Annotated in this window: 23 protein-coding genes and 1 tRNA gene; 4 read left to right on the top strand and 20 right to left on the bottom strand. The window is 64.8% G+C overall.

Features of this window, described 5'->3' with window-relative positions; translation table 11 throughout:
• Positions 1-35: 35 nt before the first annotated feature.
• Positions 36-2,876 carry a DNA polymerase I gene (gene polA / locus ADT71_RS23845; protein ID WP_054440916.1) on the bottom strand — a complete coding sequence of 947 codons (2,841 nt, stop codon included), beginning with the start codon at positions 2,874-2,876 and terminating at the stop codon, positions 36-38.
• 222 nt (positions 2,877-3,098) lie between these two features.
• Between polA and ADT71_RS23850 the strand changes: the two genes are divergently transcribed.
• Positions 3,099-3,419, top strand: a complete 321-nt coding sequence (locus ADT71_RS23850; protein WP_054440919.1) for a hypothetical protein — start codon at positions 3,099-3,101, stop codon at positions 3,417-3,419.
• 85 nt (positions 3,420-3,504) lie between these two features.
• On the opposite strand, the gene ADT71_RS23855 is transcribed toward ADT71_RS23850, so the two are convergent.
• From ADT71_RS23855 to ADT71_RS23870, 4 genes are all read right to left on the bottom strand, one after another.
• The gene (locus tag ADT71_RS23855) at positions 3,505-4,281 is read right to left on the bottom strand and encodes a serine hydrolase (protein ID WP_231636154.1); all 777 of its coding nucleotides are present in this window, start codon (positions 4,279-4,281) and stop codon (positions 3,505-3,507) included.
• 473 nt (positions 4,282-4,754) lie between these two features.
• Positions 4,755-6,398, bottom strand: a complete 1,644-nt coding sequence (groL, locus tag ADT71_RS23860) for a chaperonin GroEL (protein ID WP_054440921.1) — start codon at positions 6,396-6,398, stop codon at positions 4,755-4,757.
• A gap of 48 nt (positions 6,399-6,446) precedes the next feature.
• Positions 6,447-6,734 carry a co-chaperone GroES gene (gene groES / locus ADT71_RS23865; RefSeq protein WP_054440923.1) on the bottom strand — a complete coding sequence of 96 codons (288 nt, stop codon included), beginning with the start codon at positions 6,732-6,734 and terminating at the stop codon, positions 6,447-6,449.
• 158 nt (positions 6,735-6,892) lie between these two features.
• Positions 6,893-8,272: an MATE family efflux transporter gene (locus ADT71_RS23870; protein ID WP_054440925.1), complete on the bottom strand. Its 1,380-nt coding sequence runs from the start codon at positions 8,270-8,272 to the stop codon at positions 6,893-6,895.
• Positions 8,273-8,404: 132 nt separating this feature from the next.
• Here ADT71_RS23870 and ADT71_RS23875 point away from each other — a divergent pair, with 132 nt between their 5' ends.
• Together ADT71_RS23875 and ADT71_RS23880 are read left to right on the top strand one after the other, a co-directional pair.
• Positions 8,405-8,878 carry a cytochrome c family protein gene (locus ADT71_RS23875; protein ID WP_054440927.1) on the top strand — a complete coding sequence of 158 codons (474 nt, stop codon included), beginning with the start codon at positions 8,405-8,407 and terminating at the stop codon, positions 8,876-8,878.
• Positions 8,879-8,996: 118 nt separating this feature from the next.
• Complete coding sequence (locus tag ADT71_RS23880) at positions 8,997-9,983, top strand: hypothetical protein (RefSeq protein ID WP_054440928.1); 987 nt, start codon at positions 8,997-8,999, stop codon at positions 9,981-9,983.
• 92 nt (positions 9,984-10,075) lie between these two features.
• Here the strand turns inward: ADT71_RS23880 and ADT71_RS23885 are convergent, their stop codons facing one another.
• The 3 genes from ADT71_RS23885 to ADT71_RS23895 form a co-directional block, all read right to left on the bottom strand.
• Complete coding sequence (locus ADT71_RS23885; RefSeq protein WP_231636155.1) at positions 10,076-10,687, bottom strand: hypothetical protein; 612 nt, start codon at positions 10,685-10,687, stop codon at positions 10,076-10,078.
• A 97-nt stretch (positions 10,688-10,784) separates the two neighbouring features.
• The gene (locus ADT71_RS23890; RefSeq protein ID WP_231636156.1) at positions 10,785-11,732 is read right to left on the bottom strand and encodes a bifunctional helix-turn-helix transcriptional regulator/GNAT family N-acetyltransferase; all 948 of its coding nucleotides are present in this window, start codon (positions 11,730-11,732) and stop codon (positions 10,785-10,787) included.
• Between the two features lie 112 nt (positions 11,733-11,844).
• A complete protein-coding gene (locus tag ADT71_RS23895) occupies positions 11,845-12,549 on the bottom strand; it encodes an OmpW family protein (protein ID WP_054441156.1) in 705 nt (234 codons plus the stop codon).
• 187 nt (positions 12,550-12,736) lie between these two features.
• Between ADT71_RS23895 and ADT71_RS23900 the strand changes: the two genes are divergently transcribed.
• The gene (locus tag ADT71_RS23900; RefSeq protein ID WP_054441157.1) at positions 12,737-14,050 is read left to right on the top strand and encodes a radical SAM protein; all 1,314 of its coding nucleotides are present in this window, start codon (positions 12,737-12,739) and stop codon (positions 14,048-14,050) included.
• Here ADT71_RS23900 and ADT71_RS23905 read toward each other — a convergent pair.
• The 12 genes from ADT71_RS23905 to ADT71_RS23955 all read right to left on the bottom strand — a co-directional run bounded on the left by ADT71_RS23905 (position 14,034) and on the right by ADT71_RS23955 (position 20,761).
• On the bottom strand, positions 14,034-14,330 hold the full coding sequence (locus tag ADT71_RS23905) for a hypothetical protein (RefSeq protein ID WP_054440931.1): 297 nt from the start codon (positions 14,328-14,330) through the stop codon (positions 14,034-14,036). The two genes, ADT71_RS23900 and ADT71_RS23905, sit on opposite strands and share 17 nt — an antisense overlap.
• Before the next feature lie 799 nt (positions 14,331-15,129).
• A tRNA-Gln gene (locus ADT71_RS23910) sits at positions 15,130-15,203 on the bottom strand.
• A 562-nt stretch (positions 15,204-15,765) separates the two neighbouring features.
• The gene (locus ADT71_RS23915; protein WP_054440932.1) at positions 15,766-16,968 is read right to left on the bottom strand and encodes a hypothetical protein; all 1,203 of its coding nucleotides are present in this window, start codon (positions 16,966-16,968) and stop codon (positions 15,766-15,768) included.
• Positions 16,961-17,254: a hypothetical protein gene (locus ADT71_RS23920; RefSeq protein ID WP_054440934.1), complete on the bottom strand. Its 294-nt coding sequence runs from the start codon at positions 17,252-17,254 to the stop codon at positions 16,961-16,963. Before ADT71_RS23920 ends, ADT71_RS23915 begins: the two co-directional genes overlap by 8 nt.
• A 34-nt stretch (positions 17,255-17,288) precedes the next feature.
• Entirely contained in the window at positions 17,289-18,146 is an 858-nt protein-coding gene (locus ADT71_RS23925) for a hypothetical protein (RefSeq protein ID WP_054440937.1), read from the bottom strand.
• On the bottom strand, positions 18,147-18,395 hold the full coding sequence (locus ADT71_RS23930) for a hypothetical protein (protein ID WP_054440939.1): 249 nt from the start codon (positions 18,393-18,395) through the stop codon (positions 18,147-18,149).
• Complete coding sequence (locus ADT71_RS23935) at positions 18,395-18,631, bottom strand: DUF2312 domain-containing protein (protein ID WP_054440941.1); 237 nt, start codon at positions 18,629-18,631, stop codon at positions 18,395-18,397. Before ADT71_RS23935 ends, ADT71_RS23930 begins: the two co-directional genes overlap by 1 nt.
• 7 nt (positions 18,632-18,638) lie before the next feature.
• A complete protein-coding gene (locus tag ADT71_RS23940) occupies positions 18,639-18,875 on the bottom strand; it encodes a hypothetical protein (protein WP_054440943.1) in 237 nt (78 codons plus the stop codon).
• Entirely contained in the window at positions 18,876-19,085 is a 210-nt protein-coding gene (locus tag ADT71_RS23945) for a hypothetical protein (RefSeq protein WP_054440944.1), read from the bottom strand. It abuts the gene before it with no gap.
• The gene (locus ADT71_RS23950; RefSeq protein WP_054440946.1) at positions 19,082-20,161 is read right to left on the bottom strand and encodes a DUF5131 family protein; all 1,080 of its coding nucleotides are present in this window, start codon (positions 20,159-20,161) and stop codon (positions 19,082-19,084) included. Before ADT71_RS23950 ends, ADT71_RS23945 begins: the two co-directional genes overlap by 4 nt.
• Complete coding sequence (locus ADT71_RS31650; protein ID WP_156336783.1) at positions 20,154-20,306, bottom strand: hypothetical protein; 153 nt, start codon at positions 20,304-20,306, stop codon at positions 20,154-20,156. The genes ADT71_RS23950 and ADT71_RS31650 overlap by 8 nt, the downstream gene beginning before the upstream one ends.
• On the bottom strand, positions 20,303-20,761 hold the full coding sequence (locus tag ADT71_RS23955) for a hypothetical protein (RefSeq protein ID WP_132469390.1): 459 nt from the start codon (positions 20,759-20,761) through the stop codon (positions 20,303-20,305). Before ADT71_RS23955 ends, ADT71_RS31650 begins: the two co-directional genes overlap by 4 nt.
• Positions 20,762-20,776: the final 15 nt, after the last annotated feature.

Here is a 20,776-nt window from a genome sequence, read left to right on the forward strand (position 1 = left end):
GTCCCGGACCCGATCCGGGACGACGGGAACTGGCTTCAGTGTGCCGCGCCCCAGCTCAGGCCGGAGCCGATCTCGACGCCCAGCGGCACGTCCAGCGACACCGATGGCTCGGCCGCGCCCGCCATGACCGCGCGGATCACCTCGGATGCGGCCGCCACGTCGGCTTCGGGCAGTTCGAACACGAGTTCGTCGTGTACCTGCAGCAACATGCGGACATGGCCGAGACCCGCCGCTTCGAGCGCCGGGTTCATGCGGACCATGGCGCGCTTGATGATGTCGGCGCTGGTGCCCTGGATCGGCGCGTTGATCGCCGCGCGCTCGCTGCCCTGACGCTCGGCGCCGTTCTTCGAGGTGATGCGCGGGAACCAGGTCTTGCGGCCGAACAGCGTCTCCGAATAGCCGCGCTCGCGCACCTGTTCGAGCGTGTGGACGATGTAGCGCTGGATGCCCGGGAAACGCTCGAAATAACGATCGATCATCGCCTGCGCCTCGTCGGCCTCGGTACCGAGACGCCCGGCGAGGCCCCAGCGCGAGATGCCGTAGAGAATTGCGAAGTTGATCGTCTTGGCGCGTCCGCGCGTATCTCGGTCCACCGTGCCGAACATCTCCATCGCCGTGCGCGAGTGGATATCCTCGCCCTGCGCGAAGGCTTCCTTCAGGCTCGGCACGTCGGCCATGTGCGCGGCAAGGCGCAGTTCGATCTGCGAATAGTCCGCGGCGAGCAGGACGTGGCCCGGCTCGGCCACGAAGCAGTCGCGGATCTGGCGGCCGATCTCGGTGCGGATCGGGATGTTCTGGAGGTTCGGATCGGTGGAAGACAGGCGCCCGGTCTGCGCGCCGACAAGGCTGTAGCTGGTGTGGACACGCCCGGTCTTCGGGTTGATCGCCGCCTGAAGCGCCTCGGTATAAGTGGAGCGCAGCTTGGACAGCTGGCGCCATTCCAGCACCTTGGTCGCCACTTCCGCGCCTTGCGAGGCGAGGCCTTCCAGCACCGACTGGTCGGTGGAATACTGGCCGCTCTTGCCCTTCTTGCCGCCCTTGTAGCCAAGCTTCTCGAACAGGATATCGCCCAGCTGCTTGGGGCTGCCGATGGTGAATTCCTGCCCGACCTTGCCATGGATCTCGCCTTCCAGCGCGCCGATGGCCTCGGCGAACTGGCTGGAGAGCCCGGCCAGCTTCTCCCGGTCCACCTTGATGCCGTGACGCTCCATCTGGGCCACCACGGGGATCAGCGGACGGTCCACGCGCTCGTAGATGCGCGTGCCGCCCTCATCGGACAGGCGCGGCTTGAGCAGCTTGTGCAGCCGCCAGGTGACGTCGGCATCCTCGGCCGCATAAGGCGTGGCCCGGTCGAGCGGGACTTCGCCGAAGGGGATCGCCTTCTTGCCGGTGCCGCAAACGTCCTTGAACGCCATCGTCTTGTGCGAAAGGTGGCGCTCGGACAGTTCGTCCATGCCGTGACCGCCGCCGATACCCTCGATCTGGCGGCCCGCGTCGAGACAGAAGCTGACGATCATGGTATCGTCCACCGGCGCCACGTCTATGCCGTGGCGAGCCAGGACGTTGAGGTCGTACTTGATGTTCTGGCCGACCTTGAGAACCGCATCGCTTTCCAGCAGCGGCTTGAGCAGCGCCAGCGCGGTCTGAAGCGGCACCTGCTGCGGCTTCTCGGCGAACATGTCGGTGCCGCCGTGGCCCAGCGGAATGTAGCAGGCATCGTTCGGCCCGAGCGCGAGGCTGATGCCGGCAAGGTCCGCCTTCATCGCATCCAGCATCGAGGTCTCGGTGTCGACCGCCACCACGTGGGCGGCGTGCGCCCGCGCCACCCAGCGCTCCAGCGCCTCGACCGTCTGCACGCATTCGTAGGCGGCATAGTCCACCGCCGGCCATTCCGGCAGCGGCTGACGCGCAGCGCCTTCGCCGGGACCGCTACCCGCGGTGACGGGCTTCGCCGGATGAAGCTGCGTTGCCCGTTCCGGGCTGCCATTGCCCGCGCCAAGGCGCTTGAGCAGGCTGGTGAAGCCGTGCTTGCCGAGGAAATCGGCGAGCGGCTGCGGCGGGATCGCGTCCAGCTTGAAATCCTCCAGCGCCATCGGCAGCGTGCAGTCTTCCTTCAGCGTGACCAGCACCTTGGACAGGCGCGCCTGCTCGGCCTGTTCGATCAGGCGTTCCTGCAGCTTGGACTTCTTCATCGACGGCGCGGCGGCGAGCGCGGATTCGAGATCCCCATAGTCCTGGATCAGCTTGGACGCGGTCTTGGGGCCGACGCCGAAAACGCCGGGCACGTTATCGACAGAGTCGCCCATCAGCGCCAGCACGTCGCCCACCTTCTCGGGCGGAACGCCGAACTTCTCGACCACTTCGGGAATGTCGATCCGCTGGTTCTTCATCGTGTCCAGCATGTCTACGCAGCCGCCGCCGATGCCGCATTTGCCGACGAGCTGCATCAGGTCCTTGTCCGAGGACACGATCGTCACGTCCCAGCCCTGCGCGGTGGCGGCGCGGGCGTAGGAGGCGATGAGGTCGTCCGCCTCGAAGCCCGCTTCCTCGATGCAGGGGAGCGAGAACGCGCGTGTCGCGTCGCGGATCAGCGGGAACTGCGGAACCAGGTCTTCCGGCGGCGGCGGCCGGTTGGCCTTGTAGTCCTCGTAGATGTCGTTGCGGAACGAATGGCTTCCGGCATCGAGGATCACCGCAAGGTGGGTCGGACCGTCGGCCTTGTTGAGGTCGTCCGCCAGCTTCCACAGCATCGTCGTGTAGCCGTAGACCGCGCCGACCGGCGTCCCTTCGGGGTTCGTCAGGGGCGGCAGGCGGTGATAGGCGCGGAAGATATAGGCCGAGCCGTCGACGAGATAGAGATGCTGCTTGGAATCCATGGCATGATCCGTAGCAGCGTGGGCACCAGCCGTCAGCAGCCCAGTGCGACGAGACGGGTGAAATCGCCGGGAACAAATTCGCTCCACCGCCGTTTGCCCGCGACTGCTTGAAACGCATTTGCGACCGGCTTAGTTTCGCTCCCCACGGGGCGAAGCCGCCCGCATCTGCGCGGATGGGCTCACGGGGTTTGTCTTTTCAGCAAACGAGGGAATACCGAAATTATGCGCAAGATCGTTATCGTCGCCACTGCCGCCGCCGCGGCCCTGTCGCTCGCCGCCTGCTCGGAAAAGACGCAGGACGCCGCCTCCGACACCGCAACCTCGGCCGCGAGCGACTTCTCGGAAGCCGCCGAAGACGTGGGTGACACCGTCAACGATCTCGGCGCCAAGGCCTCCGATGCCGCCGACGATACCAAGGACGCCGCCAAGGACGCCCTGAAGCAGGCCGAAAAGACCACGGACGATATCGCCGCAGACGCCGAAAAGGCCGCTGCCGACGTGACCGACGCCGAAGGCCAGCCGCACGACACCCCGCAGCACTGAGCCGCCGGGCAGACAACGAAAAAGGCGCGGGGACAGTGTCTCCGGCGCCTTTTTTTCATGCCCCCCGGTTTTTCATGCCCCCCGGTCAGCGCGCGGCGGTGCGATAACCCGGAGCTTCGGCCAGATAGCCGTTGTAGATGGTGCGGGCGATGCTGGCGATACGTGCTTCGCGGTTCGGGCGCGTGCCCTGCCCGGTAACGTAGATCGCCACGGCATAAGCGTGGCCGTCCGCCGTTTCTATGATGCCGATATCGCTGGACGTGTTGTTGAGCGAACCCGTCTTGTGCGAAACCGAGACTTCCGCCGGCAATCCGGCACGAATGCGGCGCTTGCCGGTCACGCAGCGGCTCATCGCGCCCAGCAGCACATCGCGGCCCTGCTGGCTCATCCACTTGCCCTGGTAGATTCCCGATAGCAGCTGGACCACGGCGATCGGGGTGGCACTGTCGCGCTTGTCCACCACCTTGGCCGGATCGATGGCGCCATCGTCACGCACCAGCGTCGCGATGTCGCGGTCGATGTGCCAGTCGTCGATACCCGTGCGGCGCACCCAGGCGTTTACCGCCGAAGGCCCGCCCACCACCTTGAGCAGGGCATCGGTGGCGTAGTTGTTGGAGCGGGTGATCATCAGCTCGATAAGCTGGCGCGCGCTCATGTAGGTTCCGGCCCGGACCGGCGCCACCGCGCTGGAAAACGGCGCGGAAGGCACCGGCACCATCAGCGGAAATTCGCTGGAAAGCGTCCACTTGCCCTTGTCCACGCCTTCGAGGAACGTCGCGGCGATGGCGATCTTGCTGGTGCTGGCCATCGGGAAACGCTGGTTCCCCAGCACGTCCACCATGCGGCCGCTGGAAAGGTCCATCGCGGCAACGCCGATACCCCCCTGCGAGCTTCCGCCACGGCGGCCAGTTGCTTGCCGAAATCGCTCGAATAGGTTCGCGGGGCACGCTGTTCGGTGCCGAAGACCGAATCGAACGAATCCTGCACATCGTTGATGGAGCCCGCATGGGCAGGCGCCAAGGAAAACGCGGCGAGCGCCACGGCGGCCGCGGCCTGAAGGAAGCGTCGCGGTGCATTGCCGCTCCGCGAGAGGAGTTTCTCTGCCCCGATCATGCAGATCCCACCCTGTTCTTGTACATGTTCCCGAGAGTTACGCCGAACGAGATAAAACGCCAGCCTCGCGCGACGAAATGCATGACCCATGCGGGCAATTGCTTGGAATCGTAAAATCCTGTCGCTGAGATGAACGAATCCATCCGTTTTGAATCGCAAAACGAAAAAGGGCCGGAAGGATCGCTCCTTCCGGCCCCAATTCGCGTCGGTGACGTGAGCGCTTTAGAAGCCGCCCATGCCGCCCATGCCGCCCATGTCGGGCATTGCCGGCATGGAGGCCTTGTCTTCCGGCTTGTCGCTGATCGCCGCTTCGGTGGTGATCAGCAGGCCGGCGACCGAAGCCGCATCCTGCAGCGCGGTGCGAACGACCTTGGTCGGGTCGATGACGCCGGCGGCCTTCAGGTTTTCGTAGACGTCGGTGGCGGCGTTGAAGCCGATGCCTTCGTCCGACTGGTCGAGCAGCTTGCCTGCGACGACGGCGCCGTCGCTGCCGGCGTTTTCAGCGATCTGCTTGACCGGAGCGCTGATCGCCTTGCGGACGATGTCCACGCCGCGGGTCTGGTCTTCGTTGGCGCCGGTCAGGCCGTCGAGAGCGCGCGTTGCGTAAAGCAGCGCGGTGCCGCCGCCGGGGACGATGCCTTCTTCAACCGCAGCGCGGGTCGCGTGGAGAGCGTCGTCGACGCGGTCCTTGCGTTCCTTCACTTCGACTTCGGTGGCGCCGCCGACCTTGATCACGGCCACGCCGCCAGCAAGCTTGGCCAGACGCTCCTGGAGCTTCTCGCGGTCGTAGTCGCTGGTGGTGACTTCGATCTGGGCGCGGATCTGCTCGACGCGGGCCTTGATTTCGTCATGCGAACCGGCGCCGTCGACGATGACGGTGTTGTCCTTGTCGATGGTGACCTTCTTGGCCTGGCCAAGCATGCCGAGCGTGACGCTCTCAAGCTTGATGCCGAGGTCTTCGGAGATCATTTCGCCGGCGGTCAGGGTCGAGATGTCGCCCAGCATGGCCTTGCGGCGATCGCCGAAGCCCGGTGCCTTGACGGCAGCGATCTTCAGGCCGCCACGCAGCTTGTTGACGACGAGCGTGGCCAGGGCCTCGCCCTCGATGTCTTCGGCGATGATGAGGAGCGGACGGCCCGACTGCACCACAGCTTCCAGGATCGGAAGCAGCGCCTGGAGCGACGACAGCTTCTTTTCGTGGATGAGGATGTACGGGTTTTCGAGCTCGACCGTCATCTTCTCGGGGTTGGTGACGAAGTAGGGCGACAGGTAGCCGCGGTCGAACTGCATGCCTTCGACGACATCGAGTTCGAATTCGAGACCCTTGGCCTCTTCAACGGTGATGACGCCTTCCTTGCCGACCTTTTCCATCGCTTCGGCAATCTTTTCGCCGACTTCGACGTCGCCGTTGGCCGAGATGATGCCGACCTGGGCGATTTCCGAAGAACCGGCAACCGCGGTCGAACGGCTCTTGAGGTTCTCGACGACCTTGAGGACGGCGAGGTCGATGCCGCGCTTCAGGTCCATCGGGTTGATGCCGGCGGCAACCGACTTCATGCCTTCGCGAACGATCGCCTGGGCGAGAACGGTCGCGGTGGTGGTGCCGTCACCGGCCTTGTCGTTGGCCTTCGAGGCCACTTCGCGCAGCATCTGCGCGCCCATGTTCTCGAACTTGTCCTTGAGTTCGATTTCCTTGGCGACCGAAACACCGTCCTTGGTGATGCGGGGAGCGCCGAAGCTCTTCTCGATCACGACGTTGCGGCCCTTGGGGCCCAGGGTCACCTTGACGGCGTTGGCGAGGGTGTCGACGCCGGCGAGAATGCGTTCACGCGCGTCGCGGCCGAACTTTACGTCCTTGGCTGCCATTTTGAATTCCTTATAGAAAATCTGTAAAAATGCAGAAAATCAGAATGCTCAGCCGATAACGCCGAGGATGTCCGATTCCTTCATGATCAGCAGGTCTTCACCGCCGACCTTGACTTCGGTGCCGGACCACTTGCCGAACAGCACGCGGTCGCCGACGGCGACGTCGAGCGGAGTGATGGTGCCGTTTTCGGCGCGGGCGCCGGTGCCGACGGCGACGATTTCGCCTTCAGCCGGCTTTTCCTTGGCGCTGTCGGGGATGATGATGCCACCGGCCGTCTTTTCTTCGGCCTCGACGCGGCGCACGAGAACACGGTCGTGCAGCGGGCGGAAAGTCATGGGATTCTCCCTACGAACTAAAAGGGCAAGAAACTGGATTGGCACTCAAGGTTGGAGAGTGCCAACGGGCGTGGATATGGTTCCCGCCGCAGGCGCCGTCAAGCAGGTCGCCTCCAAAAAATTCTCACCCGGTATGGGCGCGGGATGAGACGAGACGGTTACACCCGGTCGAGATGGAACTCGTCGCGCCAGTGCCAGCGCGCCAGCAGCAGGACCGCGGCCACCGTCAGCCCCACTGCGAGGCCGATCCACACACCCACGCCTTCCAGCCCGGTGTAGAGGCCCAGCACCGCCGAAGTGGCGAAGCCTGCCGCCCAGTATCCGAACAGGGCGATCGCCATCGGCACGCGGGTATCCTGGATGCCGCGCAGCGCGCCTGCCGCCACGGCCTGCAGGCCGTCGGTAAGCTGAAATATCGCCGCCACGAACAGGAAATCGAGCGCAAAGTGCACGAGTACGGCGTTCTGCGGCGCCGTCACGTCGACATAGGCCGAGAGGATGAATCGCGGCGCCAGCAGCATCGTCGAGGCGGAGATGACCATGAAGATCATCGCGACGGTGATCGCCGCCCAGCCCGCCCGGCCCACGCCGCCGCGATTGCCCGCGCCGTAGTGATAGCCGACCCGGATCGTCGCCGCCTGCCCTACGCCGAACGGCACCTGGAACGCGAAGGCGGCGATCTGAAGCGCCACGGTATGCGCGGCCAGTTGCGCCTCGCCGATGCGGCCCATCAGGAAGGCCGCGCCGCTGAACAGGCCGCCCTCGGCGATGAGGGTGGCCGCGATCGGCAGGCCGAGCGCGAGGATCTGGCGCAGTCGCTGCCATTCGGGCCGCCACAGCCGTCCCAGCACATGATAGCGCCGCAACCGCCGATCGGCGCGGATGGCGACGACATAGGCCAGCACCGTCGCGCAGGCGGTGGTGATGCTGGCGATCGCCGAGCCCGTCAGGCCCAGCGCGGGAAAGCCGAAATGGCCGAACACCAGCACGTAGTTCCCTGCTGCGTTCACGGCGATCGCAAGGGCCGTTATCATCGTCGCGAAGATCGGCCGCCCGAGCGCCGAAACGAAAGTGCGCAGGACGTTGGCGATCGTCATCGGCAATACCGCGAGCGACACGACCTTGAGGAACGCCGCCGACAGGACGGAGACTTCGGGGTCCTGCCCGGTCGCCGTCATCAGCAGTTCGCCGAGGTGCGAAAGGGCGATGGCGCCAAGGCTGAACATCGCCGCCACCCACAGCGCCATGCGTGCCGAGCGCCGCACTTCGCGCACGGCATGGCGGCGGCGGCCGATTTCGGCGGCGATCAGCGGCGCCACGGCGCTGGTCACGCCGTTGATCCCCATCATCATCAGCGCAACGATGGCGATGGCAAGGCTGGACGCCGCCAGCGATTGCTGGCCGAGACGGGCCACGAAGATCACGTCGGTGGCAAAGACCGCCATCTGCAGCAGGTTGGCGAGCGCCAGCGGCCCCGCAAGGCGCAGGGTAGCGGCCAGTTCGGCCCGGAAAGTCGAAGGAAGATGATGCGTCGCCATTGTCGGCCCGGCGATAGGCGCTGGAATTGTGGGACGAAAGCACTATTCGCTTCAAGTCTCGATGAATTGCTATAAAATAGAATATTCGAGACCCATGACCTTGAAAAGAAACCGTCCCACAGGAGAGAATGCATGAAGTTCAGGGCCCTCCCCCTTGCCCTTGCGCTGCCACTTGCGGTGCCGCTTGCCATGCTGGGCGGTTGCGGCGGTTCGGGCGGCGAACAGGGCAAGGCCGCGGAACCTGCCGAAGAAACTTCGCCGGCTGCTGCCGTCCCGGCTTCTACATCGGCCCCGGCTTCCGCCTCGGCGCCCACATCCCAGCCTCCTGCGGCCTTCGCGACCTGCCGTTCGTGCCATTCGGTGGAGCCGGGCAAGAACGGGGTCGGCCCCTCGCTGTTCGGCATCGTCGGGACCAGGGCGGGCGACGTTCCGGGCTACAACTTCAGCCCCGCCCTGAAGAACTCCGGCGTGACCTGGGATCGCCAGTCACTCGACACCTGGCTGCAGGGGCCGATGAAGATGGTGCCGGGCACGAAGATGGTGATCGGCGTGCCGAACCCTGAAAAGCGCAAGGAAGTCATCGACTACCTCGAAACCCTGAAGTGACGCCGGCGTCCGGCGTCCACCCGGTTACGATCCGCGACAATTTGCGACGGCGCTCCTGCACGACCCGCTGCTAGGAATGCCCATGGTGCGACATGGGTTTCCAGCAGAAGAAGAACGCATGGACAGACAGGAACGGGAAGGCCTCCACGCCGACCTGACGCGGATCGAGCGCATGAACATCGACCGCCGCCGAATGCTTTCGCTTGGCGCGATGGTCGGTATCGGAGGCGGGGTGGCCGCGCTTGCCGGATGCGCATCCCCGGCAGGCTGGGACGGCCCCGGCGGCCCTCCTCCGCCGGACGGACGGTTCGGACCGCCTCCGGGGGACTTGGGCAGCATGGGTCCGGGCAGCATGGGTCCGGGCAGCATCGGTCCGGGCGGCCATCCCGGCGGACCACCTCCACACATGGACAACGGCCCCGTCGTCACCGCCACCGCGCCGGACGGCAATCGCTGCGTGTCCTTCGCCCCCGAAACGCAGGGCCCCTATCCCGCCGACGGTTCGAACGGCGCGCGCGGGGCGATCTCCAACGTGCTCGGCCAGTCAGGCCTGCGACGGCAGGATATTCGCGGCGATATCGGTGGCGGCCACGACGTGGCGGGCGTTCCGCTCGAACTCACGCTGCGGTTGGTGGACGTCAACACGGGCTGCGCGCCGCTGGCGGGCTATGCCGTATACCTCTGGCACTGCGATCCTGCCGGGCAGTACTCGCTCTACGACCAGCCGGAACGGTCCTGGCTGCGCGGCCTCCAGGTCGCGGACGCCGATGGACTGGTGCGGTTCAGCACGATCGTTCCCGGCTGCTACATGGGCCGCTTCCCGCACATCCATTTCGAAGCCTTCGCAAGCCTGGACGTCGCCACCGCCGGCAAGTTCGCGCGGCTGACCTCCCAGCTCGCGGTGCCCGCCGACGCGTGCGATGCCGCTTACCGGCAGCCTGCCTATACGCGTTCGGTCCGACCCTGGGCGCAATCGCGAGACATCGCGCGCGACATGGTGTTCGGCGACAATGGCGCCGAGCGGCTCAAGGCGATGACGCTGGAAGTGACGGGCTCGGCGCGCGAGGGCTTCAAGGGCCGCGCGCTGATCGGGCTACCGGGATAAATGGAACGGCGCCGCAGGGGGGCGCGGCGCCGTTCCTTCATCCGGCCTTCGCAAAAAAGGGGGGTGCGCGAAGACCGGGAAACCGTTTCGTGTCAGACCTTTCTGCCCGGCAGATCCTGCTGCTGTTCCACCGGCTTCTCGGCCTTGGCGGGGATCGCGCGGTCGCCGGGGCGGGCAGCATCGCATCCGTCGGAGGCCGCCTGCGTCATCTGCGGAGCCGCGCCCGAACCGTCCGAGCTATAGGAAACCGAGCGCGTGCAGCCATTGCCGTCGGTAGACGAGGAGTAATACGTCACATGCATGCCCTGGGGGGTGTCCCCCGCCGTCAGGAGGCGCGGGGTGCCTTGGGCATTGCCGGTGGCGACCGCCTGCTGCTGCATCTGCACGGCATGTTGCTGCATGAGCGCGGCCTGCTGCATCATGGCGTTCATCCGCGCATCCATGATCGCGGAAATCTGCTCCATCTGCGAGAAAGGATCGACCATGGCAGGAATATCGCCGTCCTGCCGTGCGGAGGCTGCCCGGACATCAGCGGGAACGATCTCTACCCGCGGGGCGACATCGCCGGTGTAGCGGACGTGGACCACCGAGCCGTCCGGCGCATCCACCTTCATCGTATGGAGCCCGGCCGTGGCCGCCTCCGCTACTCCCGCCCCGAGGAGGGCAAGCGCAGCGGCACCGAAAAGATACTTCCTCGAAGGCATTCTCATCGTTCGCATGGGGGAATTACTCCTGTGACTCGACCCTTTCGCGAAGCCCGAAGCTGCCTTGGCCAAGCTGAACGCCAGATGACGGAACGGCTCAACCCATGTGTAGCATGGCCACGTCGCACCGCTCGTATCGGGCGCCGTATCGCGCCATGATCCCGGCATCGTGCCGGAAGCCAAGCTTTTCGTAGAGATGGATCGCAGCCTCGCAGCGCTTGTTGGTCAGCAGGTAAAGCGGCTCGGCGCCCATCTCCCGCGCGCGCGCGATCATCGCCGAGAGCAGGAACTCACCCGCCTTCAGGCCCCGCGCAGAGGCGCGAACGCCCATCTTGGTCAGTTCGAAGGCGCGATCCCCGGTCTTCTGCAAGGCGCAGGTTCCGACGATCCCGATTCCCTGTGCCTCCACGAAGAGGATCGTCCCGCCCTGTTCGACGATGCGGGCGCGCGGATTTTCCAGCACCTCGCGATCCGTCGGTTCCAGCGTGAACATCGCCTCGATCCACTCGGCGTTGATATCGTGGAAATCCCGCGCCAGATCATCGCTGAATTCACGGATACGCAGAACCTCCGGCTTCAGCCGTTCATAACGTTCCACCATCGAGGACTGGTCGAGCGCGGTCTCGATCCGGCCCACCAGTTCAAGCAATCGTCCGGTTTCACCCCCGCTCATCTCATCCACCGCAAGGCCAACCCCCGGCCAGACATGCATCTTCACGCGCGCCATCACCGCCCGGCCTTCCGGCGTCAGCGAGAGATGGCGCTGCCTGAGATCGCTGCCCTGCACCGCCTGCACCAGCCCGAGCGCCGCGAGCTGGCCGATCGCGCGCGTGACGCCCGGCTGGCTCGATCCCACGGCCTCGGCCAGTTGCCCCACGGTCAGTTCACGGCCGTCAAGCGCGGTAAGCAGGGGAATCTGCGCAGGCTGCACCGATAGGCCGGTGGCCTGGATGATCTGCGCGGCATCGCCCTGAAGCCGCTCCGCCAGCCGCTTCAGCCGGCTGCCCAGAAGAATCCCGCCCTTGTCGGCGATAGCGTCGATCACAATAAACTCCATATCACGTTATATACTATGTTATGGAGTCATTCGCACAGGTCAAGTGCCCGCGAAAAAAGGGGAGCCGAAGCTCCCCTTCTTCCGCATCCGCACGCCCTGCTCAAAAGCGATAGGATACGCCTGCGCTCAGCACCCACGGGTCGAGATCGTGGCGGGTCTTCAGCGCCAGGTCCCCGTCCTCGTAGAACGACGCGGTTGGCTTCACCCAGTATTTCTTGGCGTCAAGCGAGAGGCCGAGCCCCTTGTCGTTGATCGCGATATCCACGCCTCCCTGAAGCGCGAAACCGAGCTTGTTCGACATCTTCACCTTGTCGACCCCCAGCGCACGGGCCGTTTCTCCCGGCTTCTCGTCGAACACGAAGAACCATGCCGGACCCGCGCCGACATAGGGCTTGAACGGGGTGCCGGTGTCGAGATGCGCCTTGGCGGTTACCGTGGCCGGCAGGATCAGCACATGATCCACCAGCCCCGCTCCGGCAACGTCGCCCGTGCCGCTCACGTGATGCTGGGTGAAGCAGCAGATCGTCTCGACCGAGAAGTTGCGGTTGAAGAAATATTCAACAGCGAGTGTCGGCACCACATTGTCGTTCGCCCTGGTGCCCACCGTATCCAGCGCGGCAAGCGTGCCGCCCAGCGTGGTATCGGTGTCGATCGACTTGATCTTGTCGATCTTGCCATCGGGAAGCACTGCGGTGCCGAGCACCTTGACCTGCCACTTGCCGTCCGGGCTTCCGGCCATGGCCGGGGTGGCGATCGCGGTGGCGGCGGCGAAAGCAGTCGCCGCCAGCATGGTCAGTCTACGCATGATCGGTCTTTCCTGCGCCGCCGGGGCCGCACCGTGCGGGTCCCCCCTCTTGAGCGGCAGCAGCGACCGTTTGGCCGCATCCATCGCCAAGGGAATTGATCGCGCGCAAATTCGGCGAAATTCCGCGATTTTCCTCCGGTTGATCGATCGCAATGACAGCCGCTGCGCGCTGCGCGATCCTGCGTGCATGTGGACCTATCACCCCGATCTGCTCGCGATCCCCGTTCCCCGCTACACCAGCTTCCCGACGGCCGCCGAATTCGACGAGAGCGTCGGCACGCCCGAACTGGTGCAGGCGCTCGAAGGCGTGGACGGCGACGCCTCGCTCTACGTCCACATCCCCTTCTGCGAGAAGATCTGCTGGTACTGCGGGTGCAATACCAGCGCCGCCAACCGCACCGATCGGGTCTCGGGCTATCTCGATGCGCTTCACCGCGAGATCGGCCTCATGGCGGAGCGGCTGCCGGCAAGCGCGCGCATCACGCGCATCTCTTTCGGCGGCGGCAGCCCCAACGGCATCTCGCCAGTGGACTTCGTCCGGCTGGTCGATGCCCTGACCCTGCAGTTCTCCGCCTCGCGCCCGGTCATGTCGATCGAACTCGACCCGCGCACAATGACGGCGGACTGGGCCTCGGTGATCGGCGCGGTCGGCATCAGCCGCGCCAGCCTGGGCGTGCAGACTTTCGCGCCGCCCCTCCAGCAGGCGATCGGCCGTATCCAGCCGTCGTGGATGATCGAGGAGACGGTCGCCCTGCTGCGCCGGGCCGGTATCCTGTCGCTCAATTTCGACCTGATGTACGGATTGCCCGGCCAGACGATGGCACAGCTCGACGATTCGCTGGAGCGCACGGTGGCGCTCGGCGCGGAGCGAATCGCGCTGTTCGGCTACGCGCACGTCCCGCACCTGATCCCTCGCCAGCGGCGGATCGACGCAAGCGCCCTGCCTGACGCCGAGGCTCGGTTCACGATGGCCGCACGAGGCCATGTGAGACTGGTCGAGGCTGGCTACGTTCCCATCGGTTTCGATCACTTCGCCCTGACGGGAGACGCCATCGCGCAGGCCGCGCTTGCCGGGCAGCTGCGCCGCAACTTCCAGGGCTTCACCGAGGACCGCGCGCCGGTCCTGCTCGGCCTCGGCGCTTCGGCGATCAGCGGTTTTCCGGGACTCCTTGCCCAGAACGAGAAGAACACCGGTCGCTATCGCATGATGCTTTCCGAGGAGCAGCTCACAGCCAACCGCGGCATCCGCCGCACTGCCGAGGATCGCAGGCGCAGTGCCGTCATCGAATCGCTGCTGTGCCGGGGGCGGTCGCACATCGATGCGGACCTTCAGTGCGAGGCATGGCCGCGGCTGCTGCCCTATTTCGACGCCGGCCTGTGCGAGCCCGATGGCAATGACCTGGTGATCCTGCCCGGCGGCCTGCCCTACGCCCGCTCGATCGCCGCGCGGTTCGACCCCTATCGCAAGGATTCGCTGCGGCGCTTCAGTTCGGCGGTGTGACGGATTCGCGGGCGCGCGTGTCGAACTCGACGCCGAACAGGTTTCCGTCCGTCCAGCGCACCAGCCCCCACAGTTCCCGCCCGTCCTCCATCACCGCGCACACCACCTCGTTGCGCGGCGGCGGCGCGCCTGCAGCAGCGGCACTGAACCCGTGCGAGGATACGTCGCGCACGATGATATCGATCGCGCGCCCCGCCGAATCGGCCAGCGTGATGTGCGCGCATTGCCCGATCCGGCGTTCGCGGAAGATCGGCGTCGGCTTGAAGCGGCGGGAATCCATGCGGACGCTGAACGGCCGCCGCGAACTAAATTTAAGGGCAGGCTCCGCATTTGACGGCGATCAATGCGATTCGGCGCCGCAGAGGCGATGAAACCCCTGCCGGTCGCGCACCGCCACCCCACACCTTGCGGGCGGTGCGAACCGCTTCTCCCCGACTTCGGGCGGCCCTGCCTTGTTACGGGCCGCCCATTTTTCGTTTGAGCGCGAAAAAACCCGGCCGCACGGACGCTCCGTCGCTCGAAATGCACAACGGGCTCAGATTGTCGCGAAATTTCATCATGTTGATCGTCGGGCGATAGCAAAACCGATCAAGTCGTGCATTTAATCTTCCGCACCCTTTCGGATAAATTCGCACAACCGCGCCTGTAATAAACCCGCCAGATTCTTGCCACAATTTCCGCATTGCAGCGAAGTCCAAAGGGCTGTATTTCAAGAACTTCGCACGAACAGGCAGGGGTGCGCTGCGCTGCGTTGCAATTATGCAAACGCCACTTTTTCAGCATTCCCCCTATGTGAGTATTCACGATGCCCCCGCTGCTGCCGCAAGCCATCCTGTGCAAACTCAATCGCCATCGCCCCGCCCGTGACAAGGTTCACTGGGACGGCCAGCACTATACCGGAACGTGCGAGCACTGCGGAACCGAAGCCCGCCGCGCCAGCCGCGGCGTGTGGCGCAGGGAATGGATGAAATAGACGCTGCGCCGGGCCATCGGCACGATACCGCACAGGCATCGCGCGCAATCGCGCACCGGCCACCGGATCACCCGGCGGGCAGCAAAATCAGCGATTTAGGGAAAATTGGATGCCCCGCGAGGATTCGAACCTCGATAGACGGAATCAGAATCCGTAGTCTTACCATTAGACGACGGGGCAGCTGCCGCGCCCTCTAAGGTGAGGTTTTCTGCGGGTCAAGGCGAAAGTTTTCCACATGGTGCGACGATCAATCGTCGCACGGTGCGACGGCAAGGAAAACCGGGCGATTCGCGACCCATCTTCCAGCAAGAAAAAAGCGGGGCAGATGATCTCTGTCCCGCTTTTTTCTTCTCGGCACCGATGAAGGAAGGATCTCAAATTAGCGATCCTTCCAAACGTAACGTTGGCCATGTTGGGCCGCCGCGAACCCTTGGGCCATCGCGCACCTGTTTGTGCAGAACCACCCACCATTGTGATAGCTCTCGCCATCCCATTCGGTGAACCGGATGATAAAGCCGTCCGGCGATTTCAAGGCTGAGATCACGTAAGGCATGTTGGTGTGCCGGCGGCAATCAGCCAGCGTTTTCAAGTCTGCGTGAACGCGCGACCCGTAATGATGGTTGAAATCGCTCGATGGAGCAATCACCGGAACGTCGGTTGAGCGGCGCGGCACAGGCCTGCCGCATACGATGCAGGCTTTGCGAGGGGCCTTCACTTTACCTGCCTCCGTGCTTCGATGTCTTCAAGGGTGCGCAGGACTGCCGCGATGGCTGCGCAGGCGCGGGGGTGTCCGGCGGCATGTAGGTGTCCGCGATCGTGCGCTTGCCGAGGACGGCGTGGCCGCTGATCGCGAAGATGTTTGATTCGCGCGCGCCCATGTCCTTGAACCACGACATTCCTGAGCGGCGCATGTCGCGCAGCTGGTACTGCTCGAACCCGGCGGCGTCGAGGTGGACGCGGACGCGCGCTGGGCGGTGTGCTCCGGCATCGGCTTGGCCGCATCGTCGGGATGGTGGAACAGCCACTGGCTCTTTTCGAAGCGGGCGGCGATCTGCTCGTGGAGGAACGGCGGCATCGGGGCATCGACCCACTTGCCGGTGGTGCGCCTGGTCTTCTGCGGGAGGAGGCGGAAGCCGCGCACGTCCCCGGCGCGGTCAACCAGATACGGCCGGTCGCGCGGGTCGAGGCCTTCGAAGGTGCGCCATGCGAGGCGGTTCAGTTCGAGCAGGTCGCCGCGGCGCTGGACAGACCAGAACGCGATTTCGAGAAGGAAGGCGCTGTCTTCGTCTCCAGCTTCGCGCGCGATTGCGGCGACGGCCTGAACCTGTTCCCAGGTCATCTTCGTGGTGCGGCTCGGCGGCGTCGGGATGGGAACGCCGGCAGTGGGGTCGCCGGGGATCAGCTTTTGCCCGTCCGGCCCGGCCCAGCGCATCAGCAGGCGCAGGACGCGGAGCATGGCGGCGCACTTGTGCTTGCTGCCGGGATTGCCGCTGTCGTCCTCGCCCAGGAGCGCCTTCTTGAGGTCGCGCACCATGTCCTTGTCGATGTCGAGGATAGGCAGCTTGCCATCATCCGCCCAGAAACGCAGCTGGCGCAGCCGTGAGCGGTATTCCTTCTGGGTCTTGGGGGCCGTGCCCTTGAACTCGTCGCTTGCCTCGTAGGCGTCCACCAGATCGGAAAACAGCCACTTGCGAGGCAGCGCCCTGGTCGCATCAGGGAGGGCGGGCACGGCAATGGCGCCGACACCGCCAATCTTCCAGCCATCCACCTGTTCGTTGATCGCGATCGCGGCGGCGAGGATTTCCAGCGGCGGGTTTTTCCCCGCGCTCTCGCCCAGCTGCTGGTTCTTCCATCCGCCCTTGCGGAGCGCAGGCGAAGGCTTCCAGTTCCAGGCATAGCGCCCGTCCGCGAGCTTGCGGGAATGTAGGTATTTGATGTTAGCCACGGCGCGCCTCCGTGCGCTGGCGGCAGTCTTCCGCCCAGATGGAGAAAGCGGCGAACCAACGTCCCTCGATGCTGCCGGCGGTCACCGGGGTAAGCTGCTCGGCAATATCCATCGCCATGCCGGGGGGCACGTCGCGAGTGAGGCCGATGCGTTCGATAGTGCGGGGGTTGGCTTCCAGCTTGGCCGCCAAGGCATCCTTGCCGTCGCGGGCGAGCAGTTCGCGAAACGCGCGGCGGGCCTCGGCATCGGCACGATTGATGGGCTGGGAGAAGTCGGGTTTAGGCACGGTGTCGGCCTCCTGTTGCCGGGGGGATAAGGGCTTAGGCGTCGTTGGCTGTCAATGCGGACGGCGCTCCGACGAAATCCAGTTGGTTCTGCTCGCAATATCTGCGGAAGGCGGCCTCATGTAACTCGCCCGGATTCATGTCGATGCTGTGGCCTATTGTGCCACCTTTCCAAGATCCCTTGCGGCGACCGACCTCAGAGGAAAAGTGGAGATCCAGCGAGCGCTTGATCTTGTCCGGCCAGAAAAGAGAAAGCCATTTGAACTTGCCTTCACCGCGCTTCCAGTGGCGCTCCTCGATTCGCGTTGTCGCAGTGATCAACTCGCCGTCGTAGTCGCGGAACTCGAACGACGTGGTGGGGCAAGCATCTCGGAGGATCTGCTGAACCGTCCAGTGATTGCGCCATGCGCCTTCACCGATCCTCGCTTTTCGTCCACGCTCGGGAATTGTCGCAAAGTGATCACCGGCTAGGTCGAACACGCTGTGGCGAACGTGGCGCCACGACTTCCATGGCAGGAACCAAACCTTTGACTTGGTAGTGTCGCTGCTGTGGGTCTGAGCGCCGTAATGAAGATGAAGCGCACACTCTACGACAGAAAACCCATATTGGTTACGGTGCTCTTCCCAGTAACCGCCGTTTGGCGATTTTGACCATTCGTAGTGGGAGGTGTCGATCCACTCACGATAGGATTTGATGATCCCCGGCAACGCGACAATGATCGTGTGGCCGAGCGCGCGGAAGCGGATTGTGCTATCGGGGTGCTCTTCCTTCCCCGAAGTCAGCATGATCTCGAAAGGGCGGTAGTGTTTCCCATCCCGGCTATAGGTGAACGGGCCGAAATACTTGTCATTGTCGGACCACCGGGGGCGATAGCGGTGTTTGCCAGAAGGCATTTAACCCTCCTCGGATGATGCCGGGAGCCGCCCGGCGCGGATGTGGTTGCAGGGGTCCATCGCGAAGCCGGCGTAATCTTTGTATCCGGTGCCGTCGCACATGGTGCAGTCGGCCGCTGATGGTTCCGCACGTGCGGCGACGCAGCCGCGGCTCCAGTCTCGATCGAGAGTGGATGCGGGGGCGAGCTCGACGCTTGCGCAGGGGTCGAACTGGATTGCTTCCGCGCGCTTGGCGAGCGTGGCGGCCATCAGTCCAGCCCGAGTGAGCACTTGTAGGTGTCGAGCAGCATTTCCATTTCGCGGCGATCGTCCGGCTTCATTTTCCGGAGGCGCACGAGCTGGCGCATGATCTTCACGTCATAACCGACAGCCTTTGCCTCGTTGTAGACGTCGCGAATATCGTCGCTGATGCCCTTCTTTTCCTCTTCCAGGCGCTCGACGCGTTCGAGTAGCAGGCGCAGGCGATCGTCGGTGGTTTCAGCCATTGGGTTATTACCTCTGTGTCATGGAGCGGAAATTGAGGGAGTCGAAGGCGATGATCGTCACGCCGGGGACGATGCGGCCCGGGCGCTGAACGGTGAGGTGGACTTTGCCGTGCTGGAGAGGCTGAGTTTCGTCCCACTCGTCGACGTAGGCGTCAGCCGAACCGGTAAGGGATTTCGCGATTTGAGATGCGAAGCGGGTCTTGCCGCAGCCCCTCGGGCCATGGACAATGAAGATCTTGCGCATTCAGTAGCTTCCTTCTGCTGGAGGGGCGCCCGGCAGGCGGACGAAGTAATGGGTGATGCGCTTCTGGACCGGGAGGCCGGGGCCGTAGGCGAAGCCGCCCAGTTCACTGTCCCAGCTGGCGCAGTGCGGGGTGCCGTCGTCTGCCCGGAGCGAGAGGAAACGGCCATTGCGCGCACACTCATCTACAGGGACGTAGACACCGCGGGTCACAGCGGCGTCTCGCTCCACTCGATCCCTTCGAGCAGGCGGCCAGCGCAAGCCTTCCCGATCAATCGCGGCCGGGCCTGCCACGTCGCGCTGTCATAGCCTTGTTGAACGGCGAATTCGTAAGGCCGCCAGCAATCCCCGTCCTGGGAGTACAACCAGTCCCAATCACCCCACTGCTTGAAGAAGAAAGGGATTTTTGCTTCGCGGCACTGATCCCGCAGAGAGCGCGCCCAGTCGGGGTGCATGGGCCTTGCGCCTTTTCCGCTTTCGCCGCCGACGACGACCCAATCGAGCCGGACCCGGCCCCCGGTCCAGTAATGTAGGCGCGCGCATTTGGGGCATGGCAGTGCATCGCAGCTGTTGCCGCTGGGATCTTGGCAATAGCCCTTGCAGCCTCGCAGGGCGCGCGGGTGGTCGGTATGAAAACCGCAGGCCGGACAATGGGCCGTCGCCTGCGTCCAGCGGGAGAGGTCGATCGGGCCAAGCAAGGGCTCGCACGACAGCCAGCGCTTGGCAGCGGGGGTTTTCAGCAGATCACCAATACGCTCGTCCGCGCGAGCCTGATCCTCCACGGAAACTCCGAGCCACACGTTCGGCAACGCACGATCGCAGGTGTAAATGAGCTGGGCCTTATCGCTCCCAGTCACCTTGCGCATGGCATCATGCAGGCTGCGCCCGCGCAACATGCCGTTGACGTACTCCCGCATGCGGGCCGATCGTTTCGTGAGAACTTGAAAGGTATGTTGCCGAGCCAGCGCCATGACTGCAAACACGCGGTCAATCCACTCATCGGGCACGCTCTCGTGGAACAGGTCGCCGTGGGCGCAGACAAAGATCATGCGCGGGCGTTTCCAGCGCAATGGCAGGTCGAGCCACTGTTCGTTCAGGCGAACGTCGCCGTTCCAGACCGGTCCCGCCTTGGTGTCGATCGTCAGGCCCTTGCGGCTCGCATGATTCTTCATCCGCGTGCCAGCGAGCTTCATCGCATAGCAGTTGGTGCAGCCCGGCGAGGCGAGGGAGCACCCGGTGATGGGGTTCCACGTCGCTTCGGTCCATTCGATCTTACTGCCGTCAGCCATCGTCGCTCTCGCTGAATTCGTCCGCGAAGCTGGCAGCGTCGTCGGGCGCGGTTTCGTAGGTTTCGAGGTCCGGCAGATCGCCGTCGTCCTCGGGCGTTTCGTAGGTTTCGAGAAAGGCGGGGCGGGCGGCGCGTGGCGCGCTCACCCTTCCCGCTCCACGCGGCGCGCTTCGAGCGCGTCCAGTTCGGCCAGAATGAAGGCGGCGGCGCGAACAAGCAGCTTCGTGGCATTTTCGTGATGACCAAGCTGCGCATGATCGATCCCGCTGCGCAGCTTTTCCGCCGCGAGCCGTGCCAGATGGCCCGGCCGGAGGGACAGGTCCGCTTCGACGGTATGGCCATGTCCGAACTGCGCGTGCCGATCCGCCATCACGGCTTCGATCGAGGCGACAGGCACGCCGCCGAATGTGTGGCGCGCGCCGGCAGCCTTGGCTACCGCCGACGCGCGCTCGCCCTGGTGCGACCCGAGGGCTGGGGAACTGGTGGATGGCACGGCGGAACCGGAGGCTCCTTCCGCCGTGCCGCTCATCCCTGCCGGATTGAGATCTTCCTCGCGAGAGAGCCGTCCGGAAGCAGGGTGATTTTGAAAACTGTCAGTCATGGCCAAAGCACTCCG

Origin of the sequence: Novosphingobium sp. ST904, assembly GCF_001298105.1 — a bacterium.
Taxonomy (GTDB): Bacteria; Pseudomonadota; Alphaproteobacteria; order Sphingomonadales; family Sphingomonadaceae; genus Novosphingobium.

Excerpts from the sequence above, each read along its gene's own strand:
- polA (WP_054440916.1), bottom strand. The coding sequence starts at position 2,876 with ATGGATTCCAAGCAGCATCTCTATCTCGTCGACGGCTCGGCCTATATC.
- ADT71_RS23950 (WP_054440946.1), bottom strand. The coding sequence starts at position 20,161 with ATGGCTGACGGCAGTAAGATCGAATGGACCGAAGCGACGTGGAACCCC.
- ADT71_RS23925 (WP_054440937.1), bottom strand. The coding sequence starts at position 18,146 with ATGCCTTCTGGCAAACACCGCTATCGCCCCCGGTGGTCCGACAATGAC.
- ADT71_RS23880 (WP_054440928.1), top strand. The coding sequence starts at position 8,997 with ATGGACAGACAGGAACGGGAAGGCCTCCACGCCGACCTGACGCGGATC.
- ADT71_RS23955 (WP_132469390.1), bottom strand. The coding sequence starts at position 20,761 with ATGACTGACAGTTTTCAAAATCACCCTGCTTCCGGACGGCTCTCTCGC.
- ADT71_RS23875 (WP_054440927.1), top strand. The coding sequence starts at position 8,405 with ATGAAGTTCAGGGCCCTCCCCCTTGCCCTTGCGCTGCCACTTGCGGTG.
- ADT71_RS23905 (WP_054440931.1), bottom strand. The coding sequence starts at position 14,330 with ATGGATTCCCGCCGCTTCAAGCCGACGCCGATCTTCCGCGAACGCCGG.
- ADT71_RS23900 (WP_054441157.1), top strand. The coding sequence starts at position 12,737 with ATGTGGACCTATCACCCCGATCTGCTCGCGATCCCCGTTCCCCGCTAC.
- ADT71_RS23850 (WP_054440919.1), top strand. The coding sequence starts at position 3,099 with ATGCGCAAGATCGTTATCGTCGCCACTGCCGCCGCCGCGGCCCTGTCG.
- ADT71_RS23895 (WP_054441156.1), bottom strand. The coding sequence starts at position 12,549 with ATGCGTAGACTGACCATGCTGGCGGCGACTGCTTTCGCCGCCGCCACC.
- groL (WP_054440921.1), bottom strand. The coding sequence starts at position 6,398 with ATGGCAGCCAAGGACGTAAAGTTCGGCCGCGACGCGCGTGAACGCATT.
- ADT71_RS23855 (WP_231636154.1), bottom strand. The coding sequence starts at position 4,281 with ATGGACCTTTCCAGCGGCCGCATGGTGGACGTGCTGGGGAACCAGCGT.
- ADT71_RS23885 (WP_231636155.1), bottom strand. The coding sequence starts at position 10,687 with ATGCCTTCGAGGAAGTATCTTTTCGGTGCCGCTGCGCTTGCCCTCCTC.
- ADT71_RS23935 (WP_054440941.1), bottom strand. The coding sequence starts at position 18,631 with ATGGCTGAAACCACCGACGATCGCCTGCGCCTGCTACTCGAACGCGTC.
- ADT71_RS23870 (WP_054440925.1), bottom strand. The coding sequence starts at position 8,272 with ATGGCGACGCATCATCTTCCTTCGACTTTCCGGGCCGAACTGGCCGCT.
- groES (WP_054440923.1), bottom strand. The coding sequence starts at position 6,734 with ATGACTTTCCGCCCGCTGCACGACCGTGTTCTCGTGCGCCGCGTCGAG.
- ADT71_RS23930 (WP_054440939.1), bottom strand. The coding sequence starts at position 18,395 with ATGGCCGCCACGCTCGCCAAGCGCGCGGAAGCAATCCAGTTCGACCCC.
- ADT71_RS23940 (WP_054440943.1), bottom strand. The coding sequence starts at position 18,875 with ATGCGCAAGATCTTCATTGTCCATGGCCCGAGGGGCTGCGGCAAGACC.